This is a genomic window from Neorhodopirellula pilleata, from assembly GCF_007859915.1.
In the GTDB taxonomy this organism is placed as follows: Bacteria; Planctomycetota; Planctomycetia; order Pirellulales; family Pirellulaceae; genus Rhodopirellula; species Rhodopirellula pilleata.
This window is the reverse complement of record NZ_SJPM01000002.1, coordinates 626,328-650,715: the sequence shown is the minus strand read 5'-3', so window position 1 is coordinate 650,715 and position 24,388 is coordinate 626,328. Positions and strand designations below refer to the sequence as shown.

Annotated in this window: 18 protein-coding genes and 2 pseudogenes; 8 read left to right on the top strand and 12 right to left on the bottom strand. The window is 56.1% G+C overall.

Features of this window, described 5'->3' with window-relative positions; genetic code table 11:
* Nucleotides 1-4 precede the first annotated feature (4 nt).
* From Pla100_RS07525 to Pla100_RS32555, 4 genes and pseudogenes are all read right to left on the bottom strand, one after another.
* Nucleotides 5-640: a tetratricopeptide repeat protein gene (locus Pla100_RS07525; protein WP_231602806.1), complete on the bottom strand. Its 636-nt coding sequence runs from the start codon at nucleotides 638-640 to the stop codon at nucleotides 5-7.
* A 67-nt stretch (nucleotides 641-707) separates the two neighbouring features.
* The gene (locus Pla100_RS07520) at nucleotides 708-1,130 is read right to left on the bottom strand and encodes a hypothetical protein (RefSeq protein ID WP_146577044.1); all 423 of its coding nucleotides are present in this window, start codon (nucleotides 1,128-1,130) and stop codon (nucleotides 708-710) included.
* Between the two features lie 20 nt (nucleotides 1,131-1,150).
* Nucleotides 1,151-2,956 (bottom strand): annotated as a pseudogene (ftsH, locus tag Pla100_RS07515) (ATP-dependent zinc metalloprotease FtsH); the annotation flags it as partial.
* 194 nt (nucleotides 2,957-3,150) lie between these two features.
* Nucleotides 3,151-3,334: pseudogene (locus tag Pla100_RS32555) on the bottom strand (LPXTG cell wall anchor domain-containing protein); the annotation flags it as partial.
* Nucleotides 3,335-3,639: 305 nt separating this feature from the next.
* Between Pla100_RS32555 and dxr the strand changes: the two are divergent.
* Nucleotides 3,640-4,986 (top strand): 1-deoxy-D-xylulose-5-phosphate reductoisomerase, encoded by a 1,347-nt coding sequence (dxr, locus tag Pla100_RS07510; RefSeq protein ID WP_390620579.1) that lies wholly within the window; start codon nucleotides 3,640-3,642, stop codon nucleotides 4,984-4,986.
* Between the two features lie 42 nt (nucleotides 4,987-5,028).
* Nucleotides 5,029-7,155, top strand: coding sequence for a site-2 protease family protein (locus Pla100_RS07505; RefSeq protein ID WP_146577042.1), 2,127 nt, complete (start codon nucleotides 5,029-5,031; stop codon nucleotides 7,153-7,155).
* A gap of 101 nt (nucleotides 7,156-7,256) precedes the next feature.
* Here Pla100_RS07505 and Pla100_RS07500 read toward each other — a convergent pair whose 3' ends face one another.
* Together Pla100_RS07500 and Pla100_RS07495 are read right to left on the bottom strand one after the other, a co-directional pair.
* Complete coding sequence (locus Pla100_RS07500) at nucleotides 7,257-8,630, bottom strand: NAD(P)/FAD-dependent oxidoreductase (RefSeq protein WP_146577041.1); 1,374 nt, start codon at nucleotides 8,628-8,630, stop codon at nucleotides 7,257-7,259.
* Nucleotides 8,631-8,634: 4 nt separating this feature from the next.
* On the bottom strand, nucleotides 8,635-9,498 hold the full coding sequence (locus Pla100_RS07495) for a glycosyltransferase (RefSeq protein WP_146577040.1): 864 nt from the start codon (nucleotides 9,496-9,498) through the stop codon (nucleotides 8,635-8,637).
* Nucleotides 9,499-9,801: 303 nt separating this feature from the next.
* Here Pla100_RS07495 and dgt point away from each other — a divergent pair, with 303 nt between their 5' ends.
* The 3 genes from dgt (at nucleotide 9,802) to Pla100_RS07480 (ending at nucleotide 12,528) form a co-directional block, all read left to right on the top strand.
* Complete coding sequence (gene dgt / locus Pla100_RS07490; RefSeq protein ID WP_146577342.1) at nucleotides 9,802-10,992, top strand: dGTP triphosphohydrolase; 1,191 nt, start codon at nucleotides 9,802-9,804, stop codon at nucleotides 10,990-10,992.
* 187 nt (nucleotides 10,993-11,179) lie between these two features.
* Nucleotides 11,180-12,187 (top strand): PIN/TRAM domain-containing protein, encoded by a 1,008-nt coding sequence (locus Pla100_RS07485; protein WP_146577039.1) that lies wholly within the window; start codon nucleotides 11,180-11,182, stop codon nucleotides 12,185-12,187.
* A gap of 5 nt (nucleotides 12,188-12,192) precedes the next feature.
* A complete protein-coding gene (locus tag Pla100_RS07480; RefSeq protein WP_146577038.1) occupies nucleotides 12,193-12,528 on the top strand; it encodes a co-chaperone GroES in 336 nt (111 codons plus the stop codon).
* A 4-nt stretch (nucleotides 12,529-12,532) separates the two neighbouring features.
* Here Pla100_RS07480 and Pla100_RS07475 read toward each other — a convergent pair whose 3' ends face one another.
* The 6 genes from Pla100_RS07475 to Pla100_RS07450 form a co-directional block, all read right to left on the bottom strand.
* A complete protein-coding gene (locus Pla100_RS07475) occupies nucleotides 12,533-13,780 on the bottom strand; it encodes a glycosyltransferase family 4 protein (protein ID WP_146577037.1) in 1,248 nt (415 codons plus the stop codon).
* A gap of 90 nt (nucleotides 13,781-13,870) precedes the next feature.
* Nucleotides 13,871-14,884: a GDP-mannose 4,6-dehydratase gene (gmd, locus tag Pla100_RS07470; RefSeq protein WP_146577036.1), complete on the bottom strand. Its 1,014-nt coding sequence runs from the start codon at nucleotides 14,882-14,884 to the stop codon at nucleotides 13,871-13,873.
* 96 nt (nucleotides 14,885-14,980) lie between these two features.
* Entirely contained in the window at nucleotides 14,981-15,940 is a 960-nt protein-coding gene (locus tag Pla100_RS07465) for a GDP-L-fucose synthase family protein (protein WP_146577035.1), read from the bottom strand.
* Between the two features lie 214 nt (nucleotides 15,941-16,154).
* Complete coding sequence (rfbB, locus tag Pla100_RS07460; protein WP_146577034.1) at nucleotides 16,155-17,210, bottom strand: dTDP-glucose 4,6-dehydratase; 1,056 nt, start codon at nucleotides 17,208-17,210, stop codon at nucleotides 16,155-16,157.
* Between the two features lie 35 nt (nucleotides 17,211-17,245).
* Nucleotides 17,246-18,598 (bottom strand): nucleotide sugar dehydrogenase, encoded by a 1,353-nt coding sequence (locus tag Pla100_RS07455; RefSeq protein ID WP_390620569.1) that lies wholly within the window; start codon nucleotides 18,596-18,598, stop codon nucleotides 17,246-17,248.
* Between the two features lie 473 nt (nucleotides 18,599-19,071).
* Entirely contained in the window at nucleotides 19,072-19,461 is a 390-nt protein-coding gene (locus Pla100_RS07450; protein ID WP_146577033.1) for a hypothetical protein, read from the bottom strand.
* A gap of 608 nt (nucleotides 19,462-20,069) precedes the next feature.
* Here Pla100_RS07450 and Pla100_RS07445 point away from each other — a divergent pair.
* Genes Pla100_RS07445 through cyaB form a run of 3 tightly spaced genes read left to right on the top strand, consistent with a single transcriptional unit; the run spans nucleotide 20,070 to nucleotide 24,257 of the window.
* On the top strand, nucleotides 20,070-22,736 hold the full coding sequence (locus Pla100_RS07445; protein WP_231602804.1) for a c-type cytochrome: 2,667 nt from the start codon (nucleotides 20,070-20,072) through the stop codon (nucleotides 22,734-22,736).
* A complete protein-coding gene (locus tag Pla100_RS07440; RefSeq protein ID WP_146577032.1) occupies nucleotides 22,720-23,706 on the top strand; it encodes a hypothetical protein in 987 nt (328 codons plus the stop codon). The genes Pla100_RS07445 and Pla100_RS07440 overlap by 17 nt, the downstream gene beginning before the upstream one ends.
* On the top strand, nucleotides 23,688-24,257 hold the full coding sequence (gene cyaB / locus Pla100_RS07435) for a class IV adenylate cyclase (protein ID WP_146577031.1): 570 nt from the start codon (nucleotides 23,688-23,690) through the stop codon (nucleotides 24,255-24,257). The genes Pla100_RS07440 and cyaB overlap by 19 nt, the downstream gene beginning before the upstream one ends.
* The last annotated feature ends 131 nt before the right edge of the window (nucleotides 24,258-24,388 follow it).

The window sequence follows — 24,388 nt, the reverse complement described above, 5'->3', positions numbered from 1 at the left end:
AATCTTAAGCCGCAAGTTTCAACGACGATTTGCGAGGCTTGTCAGGCTGGCCGGGACGGTGAGCTTGGACGTCAAAATCGAATTCGCCAGGCTCGAAATCGAGCACAATCTTGCAGTTGCTCGGTTCGACGCCGTTGAGTTTCCAGTCGAGTCGGCGAAACCAAGACAACGATTTCTCCCATTGCCTGATCGCGGCGTACAAACGAACCGCCATCGGATGATCGGGATCGCGAATCTCCGCTAGCACCGACAGGGTGCCGCTGGGGAACCCTTTCAATAACAACGCGGTGGCAAAATTTCGCTTCGCCGAGTTGCTGACGTCGGGACGTTCCAGCACCGTACCAGGCATCAACACAAAGGATCGATAAACATCGACCGCTTTGTCGACTTGCCCCGCTCGGATCAGGCAGACGCCCAACGCGTTGCGGACGTAAGGGTCCCGTCCGGCGGATCCCAGCAAATTAGCGGCGCCGACATAGTCGCCTTCCTGGATCAGGCTCCGTGCTTGCCTCAGCGACGGATGGTGGGACCAGTCGTGGTGGTCAGTATTCAGGACACTGGAGGGATTCAGGGCATTGGAGGATTGAACCTTCATTGCCCGTTGTTTCTTCTGATTATTGTTCTTGGTGCGCGCAGACACGGTCTTAGCTCTTTGAGTTGGATGGAAAACGAACGTCGATAAAAACAGCCAGAAACGCGGGGCGTTCCTAAATCTGCAATCGCACGTTCCAATCCAACAGTGTCAGACGAGGGCAGGAACCACCGTGAATGATGCCCTGTCGTTCGCAGCGTGACACACCAAGGTGGCTCGCCCCAACACTTTGCATCGTCGCGCCAGCGTCTTGGATCGGTGCCGCATCACTGGGTCGGCCGGCAGCCAATTGAGCCGCCCCGGTCGGTAGCGTTATCCAAGACTCGACCAGATGCGTGCTGCAACGGAAGGATTCATCGAGCGACGCGTCGGCAACCGAAACTGCGTCGTTGGATTGCCAAGAAGCCAAGCGGTCGGGGACCACTTGCACCAACGCCGCCAGCAAGACTAAGCATCGCGTGAACATTAAGTGGTGGCGACTTTCAGTCGCCAAACCCTGAAACGTCGACTGAAAGTCGACGCCACGTTGAGAATCCATCACTTATTGTTCACGCGATGCTAAGACGAAGTTTGCGTCGGCGATTGCGGTTGGCTTGAATCTTCGGGCTCGCGACGAACGATTTTGGCTTTGGGTTTTTCGTTGACCGTGCCGGGAACCAACCAAGGGCCTTTCGAATTGGCTTGGATCAACCGCATCAATTCGTCGCTGTCGATCGCCTCGACTTCGAGCAATCGCTGCGTGACCGCTTCAAGCACGTCGCGACGTTGTTGCAAAATCTCGCGGGTTTGCATCAAGGCGTCTTCGACGATTCGCGAGACTTCCTTGTCGATCATCTTGGCCATTTCCTCACTGTGCATGATCTGGTAATCACCGCCGCCCGATCCGGCCAAGAAAGGCGAGCGGGTGTTGCGACGCAGGTTGATCCGACCGAGACGGCTCATACCGTAATCCATCACCATGCTGCGGGCCGTTTCGGTACAACGTTCCAAGTCGTTTTGGGCACCGGTGCTGATGTCTTGGAACACCATTTCTTCAGCTAGAGTACCCGCCAGCATCACCTTCATCTGACTTTCTAGTTCCGACTTCGTCATCAGGAATCGTTCGGACTCGGGACGCTGCATCATGTATCCCAGCGCCGCCAGACCGCGCGGGATGATGCTGACTTTGTGGACCGGGTCGGTGTTGGGCAACGCAGCGGCGACGATCGCGTGACCAGACTCGTGGTAGGCGACGCGAATCTTTTCGTCTTCGTTCATCACGCGGTTTTTCTTTTCCAAACCTGCCGTGACTCGTTCGACGGCGTCGTTGAACTCTTCCATGCCGACAGCAGATTTCCCATTGCGGGCCGCTAGCAAGGCTGCTTCGTTGACCAAGTTCGACAGATCCGCACCGACGAAGCCGCTGGTGATCGACGCAATGCCGCTCAATTCAACGGACTCATCGAGTTTGACGTTCTTAACGTGAACCGAAAGGATTTTTTGACGTCCGGCGACGTCAGGGCGGTCGACCAACACATGGCGATCGAAACGACCGGGACGTAACAACGCTGGGTCGAGCGTTTCGGGCCGGTTCGTTGCGGCAATCACGATCACGCCGGCGTTGGCGTCGAACCCGTCCATTTCGACCAACAACGCGTTGAGGGTTTGCTCCCGTTCGTCGTGTCCCCCGACCGAGTTCGCACTGCGGCTTTTTCCGAGCGCGTCGAGTTCGTCAATAAAGATGATGCACGGGGCTCGCTGGACGGCTTGTTGGAACATGTCGCGAACGCGAGCGGCACCAACGCCGACAAACATTTCCACGAAGTCGCTACCCGAGAGGCTAAAGAACGGCACGCCGGCCTCGCCCGCAATGGCCTTGGCCAGCAACGTTTTCCCGGTTCCGGGAGGTCCGACCAACAGCACGCCTTTGGGGATGCGTCCGCCGAGGGCCTGGTATTTCTCGCTGGCGCGCAAAAAGTCGACAACTTCTTGGACTTCGTCGACCGCTTCATCAATCCCGGCGACGTCTTCGAAGGTCGTCGGCAAATCATCTTCGCTGTACAGCTTGCCACGACTGCGAGAGAACGACATCGGCGAGCCGACGCCACCGATCCGTCGCAACATCACGATCCCCAAGGCGACCAACACGCCGATCATCAGCAGTTCGGGCCAGTGATTTTCCAGAAAACGACTCGGCCGATCGTTGTCCCAGGCGACGCCGGATTGTTCGAGCAAGGAGATGAACTCGGCGGAGATCGCGTCGTTCGGATAACCGCGAATCGTCAGAAAGTCGACTTGCTTGGACGTGATTTTCGCATCACCGGTCTTCTTGGAAATGACCCGATAGTCGACTTTGCCGGTGATCCGATCGTCGGCGACCAAGATATCAGTCGGTGAGCTGTACTCGACCCAATACGCCGGATCGGTTGCGGGCACCAACACGCGGGCCCGGCCGGCGGTCTTTGCGGGCGCGGCCACCGTTTGGCGGAGTTCGGCTTCCGCTTCGGCCTCAACGTCGGTCTCGGAGACGTCTTCGGTGACGGCTTCGGTCGCGTTTTCAGTCGCTTCCGTTTCCAGTGACCTTTCCCGCGCCGCGACCGTCAGCAGTTGCTTCAGGTGTGGATAAGTCAAACGTTTTCGATCGTCGGAGACCAAAAAGGCGCTCACAAGCACAAGTCCGGTTACTCCGATCAGAACCAACCAAATATTGCCGGTTCCCCGGTTTTCGGACGACGGACGGCTCGATTTCGGTTTATCGCTCATGCGTACTGAATCTGCGTGGTGAGAAGAAAGTCGGGAGAGTAAGCGAGTGGTCAGGCACGACTAAGCGATTGACGTTAGTCAGCTCCGCCCTTTTCACGTCGATTGGCCTGCGGGGAGGCACTGCAATTCCGAGTCCACGATGCCGCCGATATCGGTTATTCGGATTGTGATTGCCAACGTGATCCGCCATTATAGCGGCGTGTCGATTTAGACGAACGGGCCCGCCAAAAGGTTTGCCAGCCAGAAGGTTTGCCAGCCTTAAGGTTGGACCGTTCATTCCATTCCAATGACTCTCGTTGTCACTCTTGTCCGAAACCGCTCCTGTTTCTGCCGCTGTCGCGTCTCCGACACTACGTTCATCGCCATCGGACACAGAGTCCATTGGGCGTTCCGGCGGGCGGGTTGCGATCTTAGGGGCGACCGGCAGCATCGGGACCGCGACGCTTGACGTGATCGCGGCATTGCGGCGGCATGATCCCGAGCGTGACTGGCGGGCTTGGTCGATCTCGGGACACAGTCGCATCGATTCTCTCGGGAAACTCGCTGCCGGCTCCGATCCGGTCCCCGGTACGATCGTGGTCTCGGACCCCGAACGAGAAACGTCCGCTCGATCGACGCTGAAGACCCATCAACTTCACGCTAGCTGCCGGTTGGACTTCGGCCCCGAGGCGCTCGTTCGGGCGGCCACGGACGCATCGGTGGACACCGTCGTCGCCGCGATCGTCGGGCGGGCGGGGCTGGAAAGCACGCTCGAAGCCGTTCGGGCTGGAAAACGCGTCGGGTTGGCCAACAAAGAAACGCTTGTCGTGGCCGGTCCGGTCGTCACGCAGGCAGCCCTCGAGAGCGGATCGGTATTATTGCCGATCGACAGTGAACATTCGGCGATCTACCAATGCTTGGCCGAAGCCCGATCGCTCGCCAAGACGACCGGCGATGACAACGCCAACTCGCCATGCGACCGCCGGTTTTCCCAAAAGTATCCCGGCGTTCGGCGGCTGATTCTGACGGCCAGTGGCGGGCCGTTTCGCGGATGGACGGTCGATCAAATGCGAGACGCAACACCTGCTCAAGCTCTCAACCATCCGACCTGGGATATGGGGCAAAAAATCACGATCGATTCGGCCACGATGATGAACAAAGCATTGGAAATCATCGAAGCAAAATGGCTCTTCGACGTTCCGCACGATCGGATCGAGGTTGTCGTTCATCCGCAGTCGATCATTCATTCGTTGGTTGAATTCGACGACGGTAGCGTGATCGCGCAGCTCAGTCCTCCGGACATGCGATTGCCGATTCAGTACGCCCTGACGTACCCCGAGCGATTGCCCTGTCCCGCCCCGCCGCTCGATCGCGGCAATTTTTGGGAAATGACGCTTTCGCCGGCCGATCACGAGCGTTTTCCCGCGTTAACGCTGGGATTCGAAGTCGCTCAAATGGGCGGAACCGCTGGGGTGGTGGTCAACGGGGCCAATGAAGCGGCGGTTCCACTTTTCCTGGCCGGTAAAATTCGCTTTACTGACATCGCTGAACTTTGCCGGGAAACGCTGCGTTCTCATCATCACGAGTCCCAACCGACGTTAACCCGATTGCTCGAACTCGACACTTGGTCAAGAGAATACGCGGCCAAGTTGGCTGTTAAGCTTGTCGTTTGATTTTTTCTGTTCCCCCGTCTCCTCCAATAGCATTCGCCATTCATGTCACCGTTTATCGACAATCCGCTCGTTTTGATCCTTTTGGCGGCGTCGGAGGATCCCAGTTGGATCGTGACCTTGCTGACATCGACTTGGTTGTGGACCAAGGTCGCTTTGGGGATCGGTTTGGTCGTGTTTGTCCACGAGTTGGGCCACTTCGTCGCGGCGAAGTCGTTCGGGGTCAAATGCGAAAAGTTTTACGTTGGGTTTGATGTGCCGATCCAAATCGGGCCGATCAAGTTTCCCCGGACGTTGGGCAAGTTCACCTATGGTGAAACCGAATACGGCATCGGCATCATTCCCTTGGGTGGATACGTCAAGATGCTCGGCCAAGACGACGACCCACGCAAAGCCGAACAGGAAGCCGAGCGGATCCGATTGGCGGGCGGTGACGAAGACGCCGAACCCGAACTGGATCCGCGCAGTTATCCGGCCAAAAAAGTTTGGCAACGGATGATCATCATCAGCGCGGGCGTGGTCATGAATGTGATCACGGGAATTTTATTCGCCACGATCGCTTACTTTTACGGCGTCCCCTACACACCCGCGATCGTGGGTGGGGTCTCGCCCGGCGGGCCGGCTTGGCAGGCGGGGATCGAACCGGGAGGTCGTGTGATTTCGGTCGCGGATCTTCCCGACGACGAGCAATTGCATTTCAACGAAATGAAACTCGCCATCATGACCGAAGGCATGGACACGCCTGACCAAGCCATCGACGTGCGATTGTCCTACGATGACGAAATCCGCGACTACGAGCTTACCCCTCAGTCGCATCCGATCGAACCGAGCTTGAAGCTGATCGGTATCCACGGACCGACGGGCACTTCGTTGCCTTCCAAATTGTTCGCGATGCCCAATAGCGCCGCCGCCAACGTGCTGACCGACGATGACGCAGGTGCCGAAGTGATCGCGATGGACGGAAAGCCGCTCGACGCGAACGCGTTGATGCCGATCACTCCCGTCCTCGACCGCATCGTCAGTTCGCCATCGGAACCGATCGAGTTAACCCTGGTCAGTGTCGATGGAACGAATCGAAGCATCACCCTGGCACCACAAAATGAAAAGGACTTCGGCGTTCGCTTCGGCGTTGGACCGATCAAAGCGTTGGTCAAGGGCGGGCCGGCGGAGGCGGCAGGGCTGAAGATCGGCGACCAAATCGTTTCCGTCGATGGTGACGCGGACCTGGACGCATACTCGTTGCTGTTGCGTTCGTTCATGACCGGGCAAGACATCGAAGTTCAGATCCGTCGGGGCGAAGGCGACGACGCGATCGAAAAGACGGTGTCGTTGCAACCCGCCTCGATCGTCCAAACCAAATCGCCCGTCTCAGAACTCGGTGATACGATGGGCATCCAGTCGTTGGGCTTGGCCTACGCGCCGACCACGGTGGTGACCCGAGTGACGGCCGAAGCGAGCGATCTTAAAGTTGGCGACCTTGTCCGCGAAGTGCGGATCCGATTCACTGACCCGCAAGCTCGTCAATCACTCGTCGATATCATCGGTGAGGAAACCATTCAAACCCTTAGCAAAGGCTGGGAAGTCGGCGATGCGATGCCGTTGGGCGTATTGATGGAAACCATTCAAATCTTGCCGGTAGGGACCGAGGTCTTAATCAAAGCGACTCGGCCTCCTGAAGGCGAAGTGATCGAAACCAAGATGATGGTTCAAGCAACGGACCGATTTTGGTATGACCGAGGCATCAATTTCATGGCCGTCGATGCGATCCAAACGGCCGATTCGTTCGGAGAAGCGTTATCGCTGGGGCTTCGCGAAGGCGTCCGCCGACTGGGCAACGTGGGTCGGTTCTTGGGCATGTTGGTGACCGGCAAAGTCGAAGCCAAGTTCTTAGGCGGCCCGATTCGAATCGCTCAAATGGCCAGTTACGAAGCCGAGCGGGGCGTGTCGGCCCAACTGTTGTTCTTGACCATGTTGAGTATGAACTTGGCGATCTTAAACTTCCTGCCGATCCCGGCACTCGACGGCGGCCACATGTTGTTCTTGACCGCCGAGGCGATCCGCGGCAAGCGGCTCAATGAGGCGTTGGAGATGCGTTTGACGTTCGCGGGTGTGTTGGCGCTGTTGGCCTTGATGATCTTCGTCTTTGCCAACGACATTCTGCATTTGAACTAAAGCTTCATCCACCTTTGACTTTAGGGTGTCAGCAACGTGGCTCGACGGTCCTCCGTCGAGAATCACGGTGGGGACCACCGTGCCACGTTTTATGCCAGCCTTCACTTTAAATATTGATGAAGTGTTTGACCGGCCGAGGCTTCCATTCTTGATAGGTAATCGGGCCAGACTTCTTGGGTGAACTTTTCGGTGCCCAATGAGATCGTTTCGTTGACGTTCAAGTTGCCTTTAACGATATGAGCCGAGTTCAACGCATAAAAGCCGGGCACGTTGGTGACAATTCGGGGCAAACGGGTGCTGTAGTCGACCGTCGACAGCGCAGCGACGTATTTGGTTCGAGCGATCTTGAAGTCGAGAACCTGGTCGCGTGAAAAGTGATCGTACATCTTTTCTAATGTCGACAGGCACTTCTCGCGATAGTCTTCGTCGGACTCGTTCAAGCCGTCATGATCGTCGGGCAGGTATTTGGGTAAGTACACCAAATGCTTGCCTCCGAGTTGCGACTGCGAGTCGACGATCGTTGACATTTCGATCACGGCGGTAAGCGGCACCCACGTGTCGGTGATGTTCGTCACGTAGTAGGGGCTGATCGGTCGCTGCATCAACATCGAGGCACAAACCACACCCAAGTATCGAATGCCCCGGTGTCGTTGTTTTTCGCTCTCATCGAGTTCGGGAACCTGCTGGGCGATTTGAGGTGAGGCGATCGTGGAAATCACGTTGTCGTACACCTCGGACCGCCCGTCGCCGAACTCGACCCGCAAACCACCCTCCGTGTGGGTTACCACTTTGTGAACCGGAGACGAAGCCATGGTCGTCGCACCATGTTGTCGCAGCCAATCGACCCATCTGGTTAAGATGTTCGCGTAGCCGCCGGGGACGTAGCCGAACATTTCGGTCTTCATGCCACTGCGTCGCGCTTTATACATCCGCGCCGTGTGTGCCCAGATGAACGCCGCCGACGTCTGCTTGTAGGCTTCACCGAGTTTCGCCTGAAGCAGCGGATGCCAAATTTTTTCAAAGACGCCGTTGCCGGACCAGCGCCGCAGCCATTGTTCGACGGTGAGTTTTTCGAGACGTCGCCAGTTCCGGATCTTCGACGCGTAGAAAATGGTACCGCCCAGTCGCAGTTTCTCGATCCAATTCAGTGGCGGGAATTTCAGGAACTCCGCCGTGTTGCTCATCGAATGCAACCGTCCGCCGGAATAGAAACCGGTCTTGGTTTCGACCCACTGCATCTGAGATTCCAGGTCGAGCCGCCTGAGCAGGTCTCGCAACACGGTGTCACTCGTCAACGTGACGTGATAAAAGCGATCCCAAGTGACATCGCCGAGTTGCCATGCGCTCGTCAAGCCTCCCATCGTCGGTGCCGCTTCGGCGATGGTGACCTGTTGGCCGCGGTCGATCAAATCGGTGGCGACTTGCAATCCCATGACGCCGCCGCCGATGACCAACCATCGCGAAGATTCGGGCATGCGACTACGAGCCCACGAAACGGTGTCGCGCGAGCAGTTTTAGCGTCAACCCGATCGTGTGGAAAACTCGCATCTTGCTCTCGCCGCCCTTTTGGTCGTATCGCAATCGAAGCGGTACTTCGCCAAAGACGCATTTCATCGCACGCAACTTCAGCAGTACGTCGGCCATGCACGAAAAGCCCGTTTCGCCGACAAAGTCATCGCCGTAGTGATCGAACGCACTTCGAATCACCGAAGCGCGGTAGGCGCGGTAACCGGAAGTGTAGTCGCGGACACCTCGCGTCGGGAACAGGATCGTGAACAAGACACGGGCGCCGATGCTCAGCAGGTGTCGTTCGAAAGGTACCCCGACGACGCAGGCACCGGTTTGGAAACGCGATGCGATGACACAATCGCAACCTTCATGGACCGATTGAACCATGCGGTTGATCAATCCGGGGGGATGCGTGTTGTCGGCATCCATTGTGATGATGATGTCTCGCTCACCCGCACGGTCGACGGCTTCGCGTAACCCGTCACGGATGGTGCGGCCGAGTCCTTGATTGGTCGAGTGACGAACGAGGTGGAGTGGCATTTGAAACGACATCTGGGATGCGATCTGAGCCGTGTCGTCACGACTGCCGTCATCGACGATCACGACTTCATATTCCAAACCGCTGTCGGCGAACGCTTCGCCGATCCGTTCAAGCAACTCCGGCAGGGATTCTTGTTCGTTGTAAGCCGGCAGAGCGAGGAAGACCTTCGCCGCGCGAAAACGCAGAGGTGTGGGCTGAGCAGCTTGGCTCGCCGATGAGGGTGCCGCTGAGTCGATGCTTCCCGCACTGGCAGCAGCCACGACGTCTTGAATTGCGAATTCGGGTGAAGTCATGAGCCGATGTTAGTGAACATGCGTGTATTTTAAGATGGAGGTCCGTCACGCTCAGTCTATTCGGCCTCCCAAACTACACAACCGATTCATTCAAAAATGATCGCACTGGGCGTTTTAGTGGAAAAAAGCTATGATGATTTTCGTTAAAGCCGATTGAATTGGCAAAAACAAATGGCCCCTTCGATTGGAATGAACTCGGATCCATTATCTCTTTCATCCGATCCACTTCCTTACGATGATCTGCCTTTGTCTATCACGCATTTTGCAGAGCCCCCTCTCATTGACATGCCTGCCGCCGGTCCGTTGATCGATTTGAGACGATATGCCGATCGGGAGCACCTGTTATTGGCATCCTATGCGATGCACAGTCGGGATACCGAAGGACGCGTGCATCCCGAACCACCGCACGCTTACCGGGGCCCCTTTGGTCGAGATCGCGACCGGATTTTGCACAGCAGCGCGTTTCGACGGCTGTCGGGAAAAATGCAGGTGTTTACCGGTGAGATGGGGACCTACCACCGGACTCGCTTAACGCACACGTTTGAAGTGGCTTCGGTGGCCCGCACGATCGCCCGCGTGTTGAGGCTCAACGAGGATTTAACCGAAGCGCTGGCGTTGTTGCACGATATCGGTCATCCGCCTTTTGGCCATTGTGGCGAAGACGTGCTGAGCGAATGCATGGCGGAAGTCGGTGGCTTTTCGCACAATCAGTTCGCGCTCACGATTGTCGAGCAACTCGAACAGCGGTATCACGCATTCTCGGGATTGAACCTTTCGGCGGAAACCTTAGCCGGCCAAGACACACGGGCCCACAAAAGCGAAGCCGCGATCGGTCGGGCACCCTTGCTCGAAGTTCAGATCGTTGATTTGGCGGATTCCATTGCCTACGACGCTCACGACGTCGACGATGCCTTGCAGATGGGGTTGCTGAGCGTCGAAAGTCTAATGCAATTGGGGATCATTCAACGGGCGATGGACCGGGTGCGGCAAAAGTCAAGCGAATCGACGGGACGTCTGACGCGGATCTCGGCTGACCCCTCCAAAATGGAGATTTTGGGCAATCCGATGCGGCAGTTGCTCGTCCACGAACTGATCGACTTGCAAGTCAGTGATCTTCTCAAAAACTCGCTGGAACAGCTTCAAGTGGCCGAAGGCATGTCCGCCGACCAGGTCCGCGATGCGGGCATCCGCGTCGGTCATTCCGACGAGGTGATGCGGGAGCGGATCGAACTGGAGCAGTTTTTGTTCGATGCCGTTTACCGGCATCCGCGGCTGATGCCCGTGCGAGAGTCGGCCGCCGACCGTGTGGCGACGCTATTTTCGGCTCTGAAAGCGGCTCCGATGCGGTTGCCGATGCGGTTTCGTCGCCGTGCCGAGACGATGCCCTTCGTTCGGGTGATCGGCGAGTATATCGCCGGAATGACCGACGGGTTCTGCGATCAGCAATTCGAAAATCTGTCGCAATCGAGTCACGGGCCACTGGCGGATTGGTAAAACCGGCACAGGTGAACTTTTTCGCCTAATCCGTCGTCAAGGATACGACAGATCTGATTCGCTGTGGAAACCGCGACTTGGCCCCTGGGCGGATACCGCCGAGCATTTACACTGTCGGATTACCTGCCAAGCTCTCATCCCTCTCCTATCATTAGGGCGGCGTCCGGATTCGGAGGCCGCTAACAAAATGGCTCTCATTGTTTTACGACTGTTCTTTTTGCTGTGCGCCGGTGGCGTTTCGGCGATCATCAATTCGTCCTTGCCCAGCGGCAGTTCGGCTTCGTTGCCGTGGTTGAACTTCATTCTCATCATGGGATTGGCCGTGGTGATGGTGGTTCTTGACATTTATTTGCCGCGCAAGCGGATTGATACGATCACGTCGGTCTATTTCGGCGTGCTCATCGGCGTACTGTTGACCTACATTTTGACGATCGCAGCAGCGCCACTGCTCGAGCAACTCGGCAATGTCAACGAAGTCCGATTAGTCGTGGGGTTGATGCTGTGTTATCTGTGCACGTCGGTGCTGTTGCAAACGAAAGATGACTTCCGCTTTTTGATTCCTTACGTTGAGTTCGTCCGTGAAGTTAAAGGGTTCAAGCCCTTGATCCTGGACACCAGCGTGGTGATCGACGGCCGGATCGCCGACTTGGTCGCCACCGGGGTCTTTGATAATCAGTTGATCATGCCACGATTCGCGCTCAGTGAGTTGCAGGCGATCGCGGACAGTAGTGACAAACTCCGCCGTACCCGTGGGCGTCGCGGACTCGACGTGCTCAACCGATTGCGAGCCGATGAGAACGTCGACTTGCAGATCTTTGACCGCGATCTTCCCGAATTGGCCGGCCAAACCGTCGATCTGAAACTGGTTTTGCTTGCCAAACATTTGGAAGGGAAAGTGGTCACCGGCGATTACAACTTGAACAAAGTGGCCAAGGTTCAGGGAGTGCCCGTCATCAACTTGAACGAAATCAGTAACTCGTTGCGTCCGGTCTTCTTGCCTGACGAAACGTTCCGATTGCGGGTGATTAAGCCCGGCGAAGGTCCTGAACAAGGGATCGGGTACCTCGATGATGGTACCATGGTCGTCGTCGAAGGCGGTCGCCATCGGATCGGCCAGGAACTGGATGTTCGCGTTACCAGTACGCTACAAACCAACGCGGGCAAGATGATCTTCACCAAAGTCGACGGTCGGTAAGTCTCATGACGAAAAAAAAGACAGCGGCGAGTCCATTCGAATACGTCGAGCCAATCGGTGATCGCGTATTGGTTCGCAAAGACGAACCGAAACGAGAAACGCGCGGGGGGATTGCCCTGCCTGATGCAGCCGAGATCCCCACGATCACAGGTCGGATTGTGACGATCAGTGCCGTGGTCGAGAACGACGAGGAACTACCACTGCGTCAGTATGACAAGATTCTGTTTCACCCTAAGAACGCAATCCCCGTCGACCTGGAACACGACAATCAGTTGTTTGTCATCCCCGTCGAAGACATCGTCGCCGTGTTCCGACGCGAAGCCCCCGAATCACCGAGCTAGTGGCCTAGGTCGCTGAGTTTTCCGCGACGAGTTGCTGTGTCAGTTGGCGGAGGCAGACCGGTCGGTCGTAATGACTCAGCGCTAATTTTCGGGCGGCTTGTTGTTGAAGTTCAGTCTCAGTCCGGTTTTGTTTGGCGAATGTGGCGACTTGATGGGCGATGGCGGCGGCGTCCCCAGGTCGGCAGACTTCGCCGACTTGATAGTGCCGAGTTGTCCGGGCCAGGTCCGTCGATTCAGGCGAAATGGCCAACACGGGACGGCCAGCGGCCAAAATGCCATACAACTTGCTCGGGCACAAACAGCCTGTGATGTTCTCGTGCATTGACACGACATGCAGGTCGGCTGCCGATAGTGATTCGGCGAGTTTTTCGCGAGGCTGATAGGACAAAAAACGTACTTTCGACATACGCGAAGATTCATCCGCCAAAGACTTGTTGGATGAATTTTCTTGACTCAAAAGATTCGAAGAGTCATGCACATTACCGTTGGCAGCAAGTTGTTGTAGGTGCTCTTTGGCCGCCCCATCGCCGATGAGCAATAAGATTGCATGATCGGGCCAAGCTGGATCGGCGGTGGCTTTGATGAGCACGTCGAGCCGTTGTGTCAAACCCATATTGCCCGAGTGCATCACGACGAATCGTTCTTCAACGCCCCAGTCCCGCCGCAGTGTGTTGTCTCGGTGATCGATCGGTTTGATTTTTTCACAATCGGCCCAGTTCGGAATGATGCAAATCCGATCGGGATCGAGCGACCAGGGTGCGGCGGTCAGTCGGTCCTTCATGCAGCTTCCCAGAACGATGATCTGGTCGGCGAGTTGGTAGGCGGATTGCAACCGCGTCCGAATCAAGCGAGTGACGAGCCCCGGTTGGGCTTTGCCGATCGCTTCGGCGACGTCGGGATAAATATCCTGCAAGTAGGCAATGAAACGACCTCCACGTAATTTCGCGTGATTGGCGACGACGGGAGGCAGCAAGAAAGGATCGGTCTCGCAAACGTAAACATCGGCTTTCAAACGAGATCGTTGGAGATACCTTTTTGTGGCTCGGGTGAACGAAAGCAGATTGAGCAAGCGTCCGGCGGGAAACCGTTTCTTGAATTGCGAGTGCCCGAGGCGGTGAATCGTAACGCCGTGATGTTCTTGCTGGCCTTGAGCGACGAATTCAGCGCCGACCCGAGGGCTGTTGGGTTGCCCGCAAACGACGTGGACGTCATGACCTGCGGCGGCGAGATGCTCGCACAGGTCTTGAAGCAATTGCCCGGTGGCCTCGGAGTCGGGCCAGTAGCAGCGGTTGAAAAACGCGATCTTGATGGGAGTGAAGTTTGAAAAGGTTGCTGAGGATGTTCAACCGGCCAAGGTTTTTCGGTTGGCTTCGGCTTGGGCGAGTTCCAAGTCGTGCTGGACCATCAGTTCAGCGAGTTCCTTGCAGCTCGTCTTGGGTTCCCAGCCAAGTTTTTCCTTCGCCTTGGAGTAGTCGCCAAGCAGCAAGTCGACTTCGGCCGGACGGAAGTAACGAGGGTCGATTTCAACGTACTCGTTCCAGTCCATGTCCAAGGCTTCAAAGGTATAGTCGAGGAACGTGCGGATGGTTTGTGTTTCGCCGGTCGCCAACACAAAGTCGTCGGGTTCATCGTGCTGCAGCATCATCCACATGCCTTCGACGTAGTCCTTCGCGTAGCCCCAGTCTCGCTTGGCGTCGAGATTACCGAGATAGAGTTTTTCTTGAAGGCCACATTTAATTCGAGTCGCCGCACGGGTGATCTTGCGGGTAACGAACGTTTCGCCGCGACGGGGAGACTCATGGTTGAACAAGATCCCGTTACTGGCGAACAGCCCATAGGATTTGCGATAGTTGACCGTTTGATGAAACGCGTAAACCTTGGCACAAGCGTATGGACTCTGAGGGCTAAACGGCGTTTTTTCCGTTTGAGGTGTTTCGACGACTTCGCCGAACATCTCACTACTGCTGGCCTGATAGACCCGAGTTTCCTTGTGTTTGCTCAATTGCCGAGCGGCTTCGAGCACATTGAGGGCACCGAATCCGGTCGCTTGGGCGGTGTAGGCGGGCGAATCGAACGAAACACGAACGTGCGATTGAGCCCCGAGGTTGTAGATCTCGTCGGGCTGGACATCGAGCACAAGGTTTGTGAGATTCTGGCCGTCGGTGAGGTCACCGTAATGCAGAAACAAACGCGTGTTGGCTTCGTGCGGGTCGGCGTAGATGTGATCGATGCGGTCGGTATTGAACGTGCTACTGCGGCGGACAATCCCATGAACGGTATAGCCTTTATCGAGCAACAGTTCGGTCAGGTACGATCCGTCTTGACCGGTGATCCCGGTGATGAGTGCGGTTTTCATGGGCGGTGAGCTGAGTAGGAAGTAAATATGCGTGGGAGTTTGAACGGGCCGCTTATTGGAGCCCGGTTGATTCACAAGCCGACAGGGTGGTAGCTCTCAAACAGAGCGGAGCCTTTCCGATTCGATGCTTTGTACAAAATCTTGATAAGCAGATTGTAGTCCGTCTCGCAAATTGATTTGGGAGAACCATCCGGTATTATTGATGACGGTCGTGTCGGTCCGTTTGACCGGTGTGCCGTCGGGTTTGCTTTCGTCTTGAACGATTTCTCCTTCAAAACCGACCGTTTCGGCGATTAAAGCGGCCAGATCGGCGACGGGCAAGTCGACACCGGTTCCGACATTGACCCAGTCGGGCGGATTCTGCAAACCGATCAAATGGACGATCGCGGCGGCTAGATCGTCAACGTGCAAGAATTCGCGGCGTGGTTTGCCAGATCCCCAAACGCTAACCGTCTTTGCTCCGGCTCGGTGGGCTTCGTGAAAACGTCGGATCAATCCCGGGATCACGTGCGAGTTGTCGTGATGGTAGTTGTCCCCGGGGCCGTACAGGTTGGTCGGCATGGCCGAATGAAATAGCACGCCGTATTGATTGCGATAATGTTGGCAAAGTTTCAAGCCTGCGATCTTGGCTAGTGCGTAGGCCTCATTGGTCGACTCGAGCGGTCCGGTCAGCAGGCTGGATTCCTGGATCGGTTGAGGGCAAGCACGCGGATAAATGCACGTGCTACCCAAAAACAAGAACCGTTCGGTTTGATTTTGGTAGGCGGCGTGGATGGCGTTGGCAGCCATCATCATGTTTTCATAGGCGAACTCGGCGGGATAGGTCGCGTTGGCATGGATGCCACCGACCTTGGCGGCTGCGAACACGACGCAGTCAGGGCGAGCGTCGGCAAAGAAATCTGCTACCGCACGCTGGTCGCAAAGATCGAGTTGTGATCGCGTGCGAGTCAGGACCTCGCCCTGAAAAACCGGTTCAAGCTGTCGCAAGACGGCACGACCGACCATCCCCCGATGACCGGCGACGAAAATTCGTTGAAACGGAAGCGAGGACGACATCGTTATGAAACTGAAGGGGGCTTAAGGTGAATTTTGGTAGGCGATTAAATGGAAGATTTCCAAGTCCAGTTGGCTTCGGGTTGAGGCCATCGAAAAGTCGCCAAGACTTTCGATCATTAACAGGTACGTTCGAAATTCCTGGCAAGTTTCGCTGCCCGAACATTGGAATGGGGCAGTCTAACAGGTATTTGCCCAAGTTTGATACGGCCGAAGGTCAGGCATGGCCGAGTCGGTCGAGGCGGTAGTCGCCATTGAGGATCTCTTGCCACCACGATTCGTTTTCGAGATACCACCGAACCGTTTTTCGGAATCCGCTGGTCACGTTCTCGGTCGGTTCCCATCCGAGTTCTCGCCGGATCTTACTGGCGTCGATCGCGTATCGGAGGTCATGGCCAGGACGATCTTGGACAAACGTAATCAGACTCGAGGCTGAAGAATGAGGGCCCGAGCTTTCGGGTGCGAGTTCGTCCATGAGTTCGCAAAGCATCTTAACCAGGTCGATGTTCTTGAGTTCGTTGTTGCCGCCGATGTTGTAAGTTTGCCCTGGGGCACCACGCTCAACCACGCTCAGCAAGGCCCGGCAATGGTCTTCGACGAACAACCAATCACGAATGTTTTCGCCGCGGCCATACACGGGAATCGGTTCGCCGCGAAGGCATTTCAAAATAACCACCGGAATCAGCTTTTCAGGAAACTGATACGGTCCGTAGTTGTTCGAGCAGTTCGTCACCAAGACCGGCAGTCCGTAGGTATCTTGCCACGCACGAGCGAGATGATCCGAAGAAGCCTTGCTGGCGGAATACGGCGAATGGGGATCGTATGGAGTGGTTTCGGTAAACAAGCCGTCCTCGCCGAGCGATCCGTAAACTTCGTCCGTCGATACATGAAGGAATCGGAATTTTGCGGCGGCTTCTGAATCGAGGGTGGCATGGTGTCGCCGGGCCGATTGCAGCAAGTTGAACGTGCCAATAACGTTGGTTTGAATGAATTGACCTGGGCCGTCGATGCTGCGATCGACGTGGCTCTCGGCCGCCAAGTGCATGACTGCGTCGGGCTGGAACGACTGCATCACGTTTTCGACCGCGTCGGCATCGGTGATGTCAACGCGAGCGAATCGGTATCGGTCATGATCGGCAATGTCTTGTAGCGAACCAAGGTTGCCGGCATAAGTCAGCGCATCGAGATTCAAGACTTCGTGCCCATCTCCCAAAGCCATGCGGACAAGATTCGAGCCGATGAAACCAGCCCCACCGGTGATCATGATCTTCATATTAAGCCTTGAGAAAGGTTAAGCCCCGATAACGGTTAAGCCTTGAGAACTTTGTTTTGGCGAACGGATTCAGGTAGACCGGCCGTTGCATTTCGAGTGTCAACGATGAATGTCGACCAATCGGCCAGCTCATTGATGTCGAGACACTCGTGCCAAGTCGAAATCAAAACCAAGTCGAATTGCTTGATCGTCGTTTCATCCCAAGCAACACTCGCTGTGCCCGCCCAATGCGAATGTTCCCGAGAGGGCCGGATGACGGGGACATAGGGATCGTGATAGCTGACGCTCGCGCCCATCTCCGTCAGTCGGTCCATCAATTCGTATGTCGGTGATTCGCGATCGTCGTCGACATTGGGTTTGTAAGCCAACCCGATCAACAAAACTTTGCTGCCGTTGACTGATTTTTTGTGCCGGTTCAGTGCGTCCGAACAACGACGAACGATGTGGGCGGGCATCGCCCGATTGATTTCGCCGGCCAGTTCGATGAAACGTGTATGGACACCGAATTCGCGGGCTTTCCAAGTTAAATAAAACGGATCGATCGGGATGCAGTGCCCGCCCAGACCCGGGCCAGGATAGAACGCTTTGAAACCGAACGGCTTCGTGCTGGCCGCTTGGATGACTTCCCAAATGTCGATGCCCATCGAATCGGCCACCACCTTGAGCTCGTTGACCAAGCCGATGTTCACACTGCGATAGATATTCTCGAGCAACTTCGTCAATTCGGCTACCGAAGTGCTGCTGACCGGAACGATCTGGTCAAAGACACTGCCATAAAGTGCTTTGCCCGCCTCGAGACAATTCGGCGTATGACCACCGACGACTTTGGGAATGTTCGTGGCTGCGAACTCCGGATTGCCCGGATCCTCTCGCTCAGGTGAATAGACGACAAAGACGTCTTTGCCGACCTGATAACCCGCCTCCACAATGCGTGAGACGAGTTCCTCGTCGGTCGTTCCCGGATAAGTGGTGCTTTCCAAACTGATCGTTTGCGGAGATCCCGACGACGGCTCGCGGAGATTCGGCAACACGTTTTCGATGGTGCCGACGACGTACGACAAGTCGGGTTCGAAGTGCTCGTCCAAGGGCGTCGGCACGCACAAGATGATCGCGTCAACCTCGCGAAGTTGACGGAAATCGGTCGTTGCGGCCAGTTTGCCTGATCGGACCTGGGTCTGAATCGACTCAGCGGAGATGTGCCGGATGTAACTCTTGCCGGCGTTGATGGACTGCGTCTTGGCTTCGTCAATGTCGAAACCGACCGTTTTGAATCCGCCTGCCGAATACGCCAACGCAAGGGGTAATCCAACATAACCGAGACCGATCACGCCGATCGTGGCCTGCTTGGTCTCAATTTGGTCGACAAAATACTTGGCAGACTGACTCAATGGGGCCGTTCTCGCGTTTCAAAGGTGACGTTTGCGAGCAGGCCGTGACGGTCGTCGCCAGTTCAAACTGGCGATGGTTTTCTGAACGTGTTGACCCGCTTTCCAGCAAAGCATCCTTGGGTGAGGTCGACTTTGCAATAATGGAGCGGCGAAAAACCTTCGCCGGTCGGCCCATACGTCGGACAATCGGCTTTGGTGGTACAGCCCTACCGCCACCGAATATCCGTTGATCCTCTACCTCGCAAATCCCATCACCGTCGGGTCTCTGGGTGAAATCTCGTGCGGCTAAGCAAGCGGCGTGTTGATCCAGGGCACGTTTGAGCAGTTTCGTTTAACGGCAAGCCGTAGGCGTCAATTAGGGGCATCGCCGACGCCTTCGGCTTGCCGTTAAACGATTAACTCAACAGCCCGCTGGCCCCCATTGGGATCTCGATCGAGGTCCACCATTTAAAATTCTGCATTTACCCGAACGATCAGTGATGACCGTGATGCAGGTCATAATGGCCGGGTTGGTAGTGGTAGTGTCCGCGATGGGGTACCAAAGCCGGGGCGTGGTAATCCAAGTGCGGCTGGGAATACCCACGATAGCCAACACCGTAACGAGGTGAAACGCTCGGGTAAACGATCGGGCCATACGCATGATGGCCGTTATTGTACGCCTGATATCCGCCGTAGCCATGATGACTGCCGTATCCCCGATAGCCGCTGCTGTAGCTCGATGCGCCGTACCCGCCATAGCCGCCGTACCCAATACCCCCGATGCTAATGGAAAAACCGCCCGCCTCCGCCTGCGTGGTGTCGGTCGTCAAGACCAATGCCAGCGCGAGTGCCGGGATTGAAAGCCACTTTGTGATTCGAGACATGTTCCTAATTCTCCCAAGAAGAACTTGTGTCATCGCGTGAGGCCAACTTGGCACCCTTTCAAAAACGCGTGAAACTCGTTCGGTCCTTTGTGAAGACGCAAGGCGAGGGCCAATCGGCCAAAAATCTTCCAAATGCACGCAAACACCGTGTTTTGAGGCTTTTTTGCTGGCTCGTGCCGCCGAAGCCACAACCCGAGTGTAGTCAAAATGACATCTCCCCTTGTTCACAATGAGACTTGAGGTCCGTTCAAGCGAATTCTTCGGGTTGAGACTTAAGGCGGCTGCGCCGCAAACATACAAGCCCGACGCGCACCGGTCTGTTGATTTAGTGCACTTTTGGACGGTATTTCGTTTAACGGCAAGCCGCAGGCGCCTGCGTTTTCAAACTCTGTCGCCTGCGGCTTGCCGTTAAACGACTCAATCAACAGACCGGCACGCGAGTGGAGTTGCTGGCATTGCGAGGTTTGGATTCGATTCCCTCGCTCGCGCGTCGGGCTTGTATCAATTGCTCCATTGGGCGGTTCTATTGGGATCGAGAGTGTTTAGACTGTACGCTCGCTTTACCGAAACTTGCTTTTGCGACCTTCCGGCCGCTTCCTAAATCCCCCATGTTATCCATGCCTCGAATTGGTCTCCGGCTCGTCATGCGTAGCCTCGTGTTTTTTGCTTTGTTTTTGAACTTCAGCGTTACCTCGACCGGTCGCGTCCATGCCGTCGAATCGCCGGACAAGAAGGCCCCCGACGCCGCTAAAGCCAAGCCAAAGAAGAAACGTTCGAGTGAGGTCGGACCGGCAATTAACGGGAACACGGCGACCCCGATCGATTTGATCAAGGCGATCGACGGTTTCGAAGTCGAGTTGCTTTACTCGGTGCCCGGTCAGGATCAGGGTTCGTGGGTGAACCTGTGCACCGATGATCGCGGGAGATTACTGGTCAGTGATCAGTTCGGCGGACTTTATCGAATCACGCCTCCGCCGATCGGTGAGGAAATCGATGAGACGGACGTTGAGCCGGTTCCCGCCGACATCCGCGGTGTCAACGGCATGATCTGGTATCGCGGTGCGTTGTACGTCGGCGTGAACGACTACGAACAGAAAATGCCGTCGGGAATTTATCGAATCACCGACAGCGACGGCGACGATCAACTCGACAAAGTCGAAACGCTACGCGAAGTGTCATCCAAGAGTGACCACGGCGTTCATGCTTTAGTACCGACGCTCGACGGCGAGTCGATGTATCTGATCACGGGCAACAACACCATCCCGACGAAGATCGCGGACACCTCGCCCGTCCCGCAAATTTGGGGCGAAGACCATCTATTGCCCAGCATGCCCGACGGCCGAGGCCACAATCGTGGCGTCTTGGCGCCCGGCGGGATCGTCTACCGCATCACGCCGGACGGAACCCACTTCGAAGCGTTCGCGAACGGCTTTCGGAACATTTTCGACGCGTCGATCAACAAAGACGGCGAGCTGTTCACCTATGACGCGGACATGGAATACGACTTCAACACACCTTGGTATCGCCCGACCCGCGTTTGTCACGTGACCAGCGGCGCCGAATTCGGATGGCGTAATGGTGCCGGCAAGCGAATGCCGTTTTACGAAGACAACTTGCCACCGGTATTGGACATCGGTCCCGGATCGCCGACGGGAACAACGTTTGGTTACGGGGCCAAGTTCCCGGCTAAGTATCAGGACGCCTTCTACGCGTTGGATTGGAGCTGGGGAAAACTCTACGCGGTTCATTTGGTACCGGATGGTTCTTCCTACAAGGCGACCAAGGAGGAGTTCGTGACCGGGGCTCCGCTGCCGATCACCGACGCGATCATTCATCCCGAAGACGGGGCGATGTATTTCACCATCGGCGGACGGCGGGTGCAGTCGGGACTCTACCGCGTGACCTACGTCGGTAATGAATCGACCGCACCGGTTTCGATGGAACCGACGTTCAACGAAGCCCGACAAACGCGACATCAACTCGAATCCTTTCATGGCAAACAAGATCCTGCGGCGATCGATGCCGCATGGCCTCACTTGTCCAATCCAGATCGCTTTATCCGTTTCGCAGCCCGCACGGCGATCGAGCACCAACCGCTCGACACATGGACCGAAAAAGCATTGACCGAATCCGATCCGGCAAAACAAGTCACCGCTCTGTTGGCATTGTCCCGAGCGGCTGGTGTGTGCCCAGACCACCGCAACGACGCATCGGCACCGGTAAACGAAACGCTCAAGAATCGGATTTTCGAGGCCATCGTTTCGATCGACGCGGCGAGTCTGAATCGCACCTCGCAGATGATTCTGGTTCGTACCACCCAGATCGCCCTGAATCGTTTCGGCAAGCCAAACGCATCATTAACCGAGCAATTGATCGCGAGTTTCGATCCGTTGTTCCCGGCCAAGACACCCGAGCAGAATTGGTTGTTGTGCGAGACGCTGGCGTACTTGCAAGCGGAGAATACGGCGGCCAAGGCGATCGCGTTGATCGAATCGGTGCCGACGCAAGAAGAGCAAATGCAGTACGCACGTTCGATTCGTTTTTTAACCAACGGTTGGACCCCGGAACTTCGCGAAGCTTATTTCGAATGGTTCCTCAAAGCCGCCAATTATCAAGGCGGCGCGAGTTTCGAGAAGTTCATCGAGTTCATCCGTAACGACGCGGTCGCATCGCTCACCGAGCAGGAAAAGAATTCGATGGCCGAACTACTTGCTCGCAAACCGGTTCGCAAATCAGTGCTCGAAAACCTCGGTGCGGTTTTTGAGGGCCGTGAATCGAAAGAATGGACATTGGATGAACTATCCGCCGCGACCAAGACCGGCTTAGCAAATCGTGACTTCGTCAACGGGCAAAAGATGTTTGCCGCCTCGGGATGTTATGCCTGCCACCGATTCGGTGACCAAGGCGGAATGACCGGCCCCGACTTGACGTCGGCGGGTCGTCGCTATTCCCCGCATGACCTGCTCGATCAAGTGGTCAATCCGAGCAAAGTGATCAACGAACAGTTCTCTTCGGTGCTCGTGTTGACCGATTCGGGCCAAATCCACACCGGTGTGGTGGTCAACCTCAACGGGGATACCTTGACCATCAATACGGATCTAACGAATCCCAATCAACGCGTGACGGTCGATCGCAAAGAGATCGAAGAGATGGAAGTCTCTGAAGTCTCGGCCATGCCGACGGGGCTTTTTAATCGCATGACGAAGGAAGAAGTTTTGGATTTGACCGCCTACCTGCTCAGCGGCGGCAATCCGGACCATGCGTATTTCCAATAGTCGCCAAGTCCTGCCTGCCAACTCGGTAGGGAGTTGGCGATGTTGCCTGTGGATCGTTCTCATTTGGCTCGGCCTAAGTCGTTCCGGCTTGGCCGAGCCTCCGGTCCCCACGCCGCTTGGTAGTACTTCGCCGGTCGCCGATCAAACGACCATTGCGGACACGGCGATCAACGAGAGCAGTGGAATGTCGTTTTCAATGCGGGATCCCGGATGCGTTTGGACGCATAACGATTCGGGTGATTTGGCAAGATTGTTTTGCTTAGACGTCGCCAATGGAGCACGTACCGGTAGTTGTGAATTGGTCGGCGTCGATGCGATCGATTGGGAATCCATGACGAGTGTTCCTGCCCTGGAAACCGGCTCGTCAAACCCGCAACTGATCGTTGCCGATAGCGGTGACAATCGGCACGTCCGAGGCCACATTACGCTTTATCGATTCGATGAACCGGACCCACGGAATGTCACTGAGCTCGGAATCGACGAATATCGATCACTGAACGTGCGCTTCCCCAGTGGCGCGAACGTCGGCGGTCAGAATGCCGGCGAAGCGATCGACTGCGAAGCGATCTGGTTTGATCCTGCGGAGCAAGCCGTCGTCCTCTTGGCCAAGAATCCATTGCCGATCGCGGGTGTCTATTTGGTTCCGATGTCACTGTGGTCGACACCATCGTCCTCGACGGCGGTAATGGCCAAACGCGTCGCCACGTTGGCGCTACCTTTCGTGACCGGTGCGGATCGGGATCCACAAAATGGTGATGTGTGGTTGGTCACGTACTGGCAAGCGTTCTGTTACCGGCGGTCGGTCGATGATACGTTGGCGCTTCAATTGGCCCGCGTACCTGAAGCGTACTCTGTGCCGAAATGGAAGCAAATCGAAGCGGTCTCGGTCGATCACCGGTCGCGGATTTGGATCACGACCGAAGGCACACCTGCGTTCCTAGGAAGACTGACTTGTTTGAAATCGAATTGAAGTTTCGCGTGGACGATCATGATGCGCTGATCCACAGGGTCGTCGCTGAAGGAGGCGTGTTGGTGTCTCGGCATCGCAACGATGACACCTATTACAAACATCCGTGCCGTGACTTCGCGGCAACCAGCGAAGCGTTGCGGATCCGACGCGAAGACGGCAAGCCAATGATTACCTATAAGGGGCCGAAGTTGGCGGGATCAAACGTGAAAGCGAGAGAGGAACTCGAGTGGCGGTTGGATCCTGGCGATCCCGACGGCACTTCGATGGAGCATTTATTAACTCAGCTCGGTTTCCAACGAGTGACCACGGTTTCGAAAGATCGCCAAACATTCCGGGTCGGTTCGGAATCGGACGCGATGACGGTCACGATCGACGATGTCGACGTGGTCGGCAAGTATGCCGAAATTGAACGCGTTTTGGCATCCAACCATCCTACGATCGATGAAGTCGCTCGGGCGAGGCAAGAAGTGCAAGAGCTTGCCGATCGTTTGGGGCTGACCAATCCCGAGCCTCGGAGTTACCTGCGGATGTTATTGGAAATCAGTGGCTAGCGGCGTGTTGATTTAATCGTAACCCGCTGCGTAAGCAAGGGATTATTGATATTGGCTCATCCCTCGCTCACGCGTCGGGTTACGATTAAAACGACAGCCCACTAAGAATCGCCTGACCAAGCTACAAGCTG

What these genes read in the sequence shown, in the direction of transcription:
- Pla100_RS07520 (WP_146577044.1), bottom strand. Translation starts at nt 1,130, where the DNA reads ATGGATTCTCAACGTGGCGTCGACTTTCAGTCGACGTTTCAGGGTTTG.
- Pla100_RS07505 (WP_146577042.1), top strand. Translation starts at nt 5,029, where the DNA reads ATGTCACCGTTTATCGACAATCCGCTCGTTTTGATCCTTTTGGCGGCG.
- Pla100_RS07500 (WP_146577041.1), bottom strand. Translation starts at nt 8,630, where the DNA reads ATGCCCGAATCTTCGCGATGGTTGGTCATCGGCGGCGGCGTCATGGGA.
- Pla100_RS07495 (WP_146577040.1), bottom strand. Translation starts at nt 9,498, where the DNA reads ATGACTTCACCCGAATTCGCAATTCAAGACGTCGTGGCTGCTGCCAGT.
- Pla100_RS07485 (WP_146577039.1), top strand. Translation starts at nt 11,180, where the DNA reads ATGGCTCTCATTGTTTTACGACTGTTCTTTTTGCTGTGCGCCGGTGGC.
- Pla100_RS07480 (WP_146577038.1), top strand. Translation starts at nt 12,193, where the DNA reads ATGACGAAAAAAAAGACAGCGGCGAGTCCATTCGAATACGTCGAGCCA.
- gmd (WP_146577036.1), bottom strand. Translation starts at nt 14,884, where the DNA reads ATGAAAACCGCACTCATCACCGGGATCACCGGTCAAGACGGATCGTAC.
- Pla100_RS07465 (WP_146577035.1), bottom strand. Translation starts at nt 15,940, where the DNA reads ATGTCGTCCTCGCTTCCGTTTCAACGAATTTTCGTCGCCGGTCATCGG.
- rfbB (WP_146577034.1), bottom strand. Translation starts at nt 17,210, where the DNA reads ATGAAGATCATGATCACCGGTGGGGCTGGTTTCATCGGCTCGAATCTT.
- Pla100_RS07450 (WP_146577033.1), bottom strand. Translation starts at nt 19,461, where the DNA reads ATGTCTCGAATCACAAAGTGGCTTTCAATCCCGGCACTCGCGCTGGCA.
- Pla100_RS07445 (WP_231602804.1), top strand. Translation starts at nt 20,070, where the DNA reads ATGTTATCCATGCCTCGAATTGGTCTCCGGCTCGTCATGCGTAGCCTC.
- Pla100_RS07440 (WP_146577032.1), top strand. Translation starts at nt 22,720, where the DNA reads ATGCGTATTTCCAATAGTCGCCAAGTCCTGCCTGCCAACTCGGTAGGG.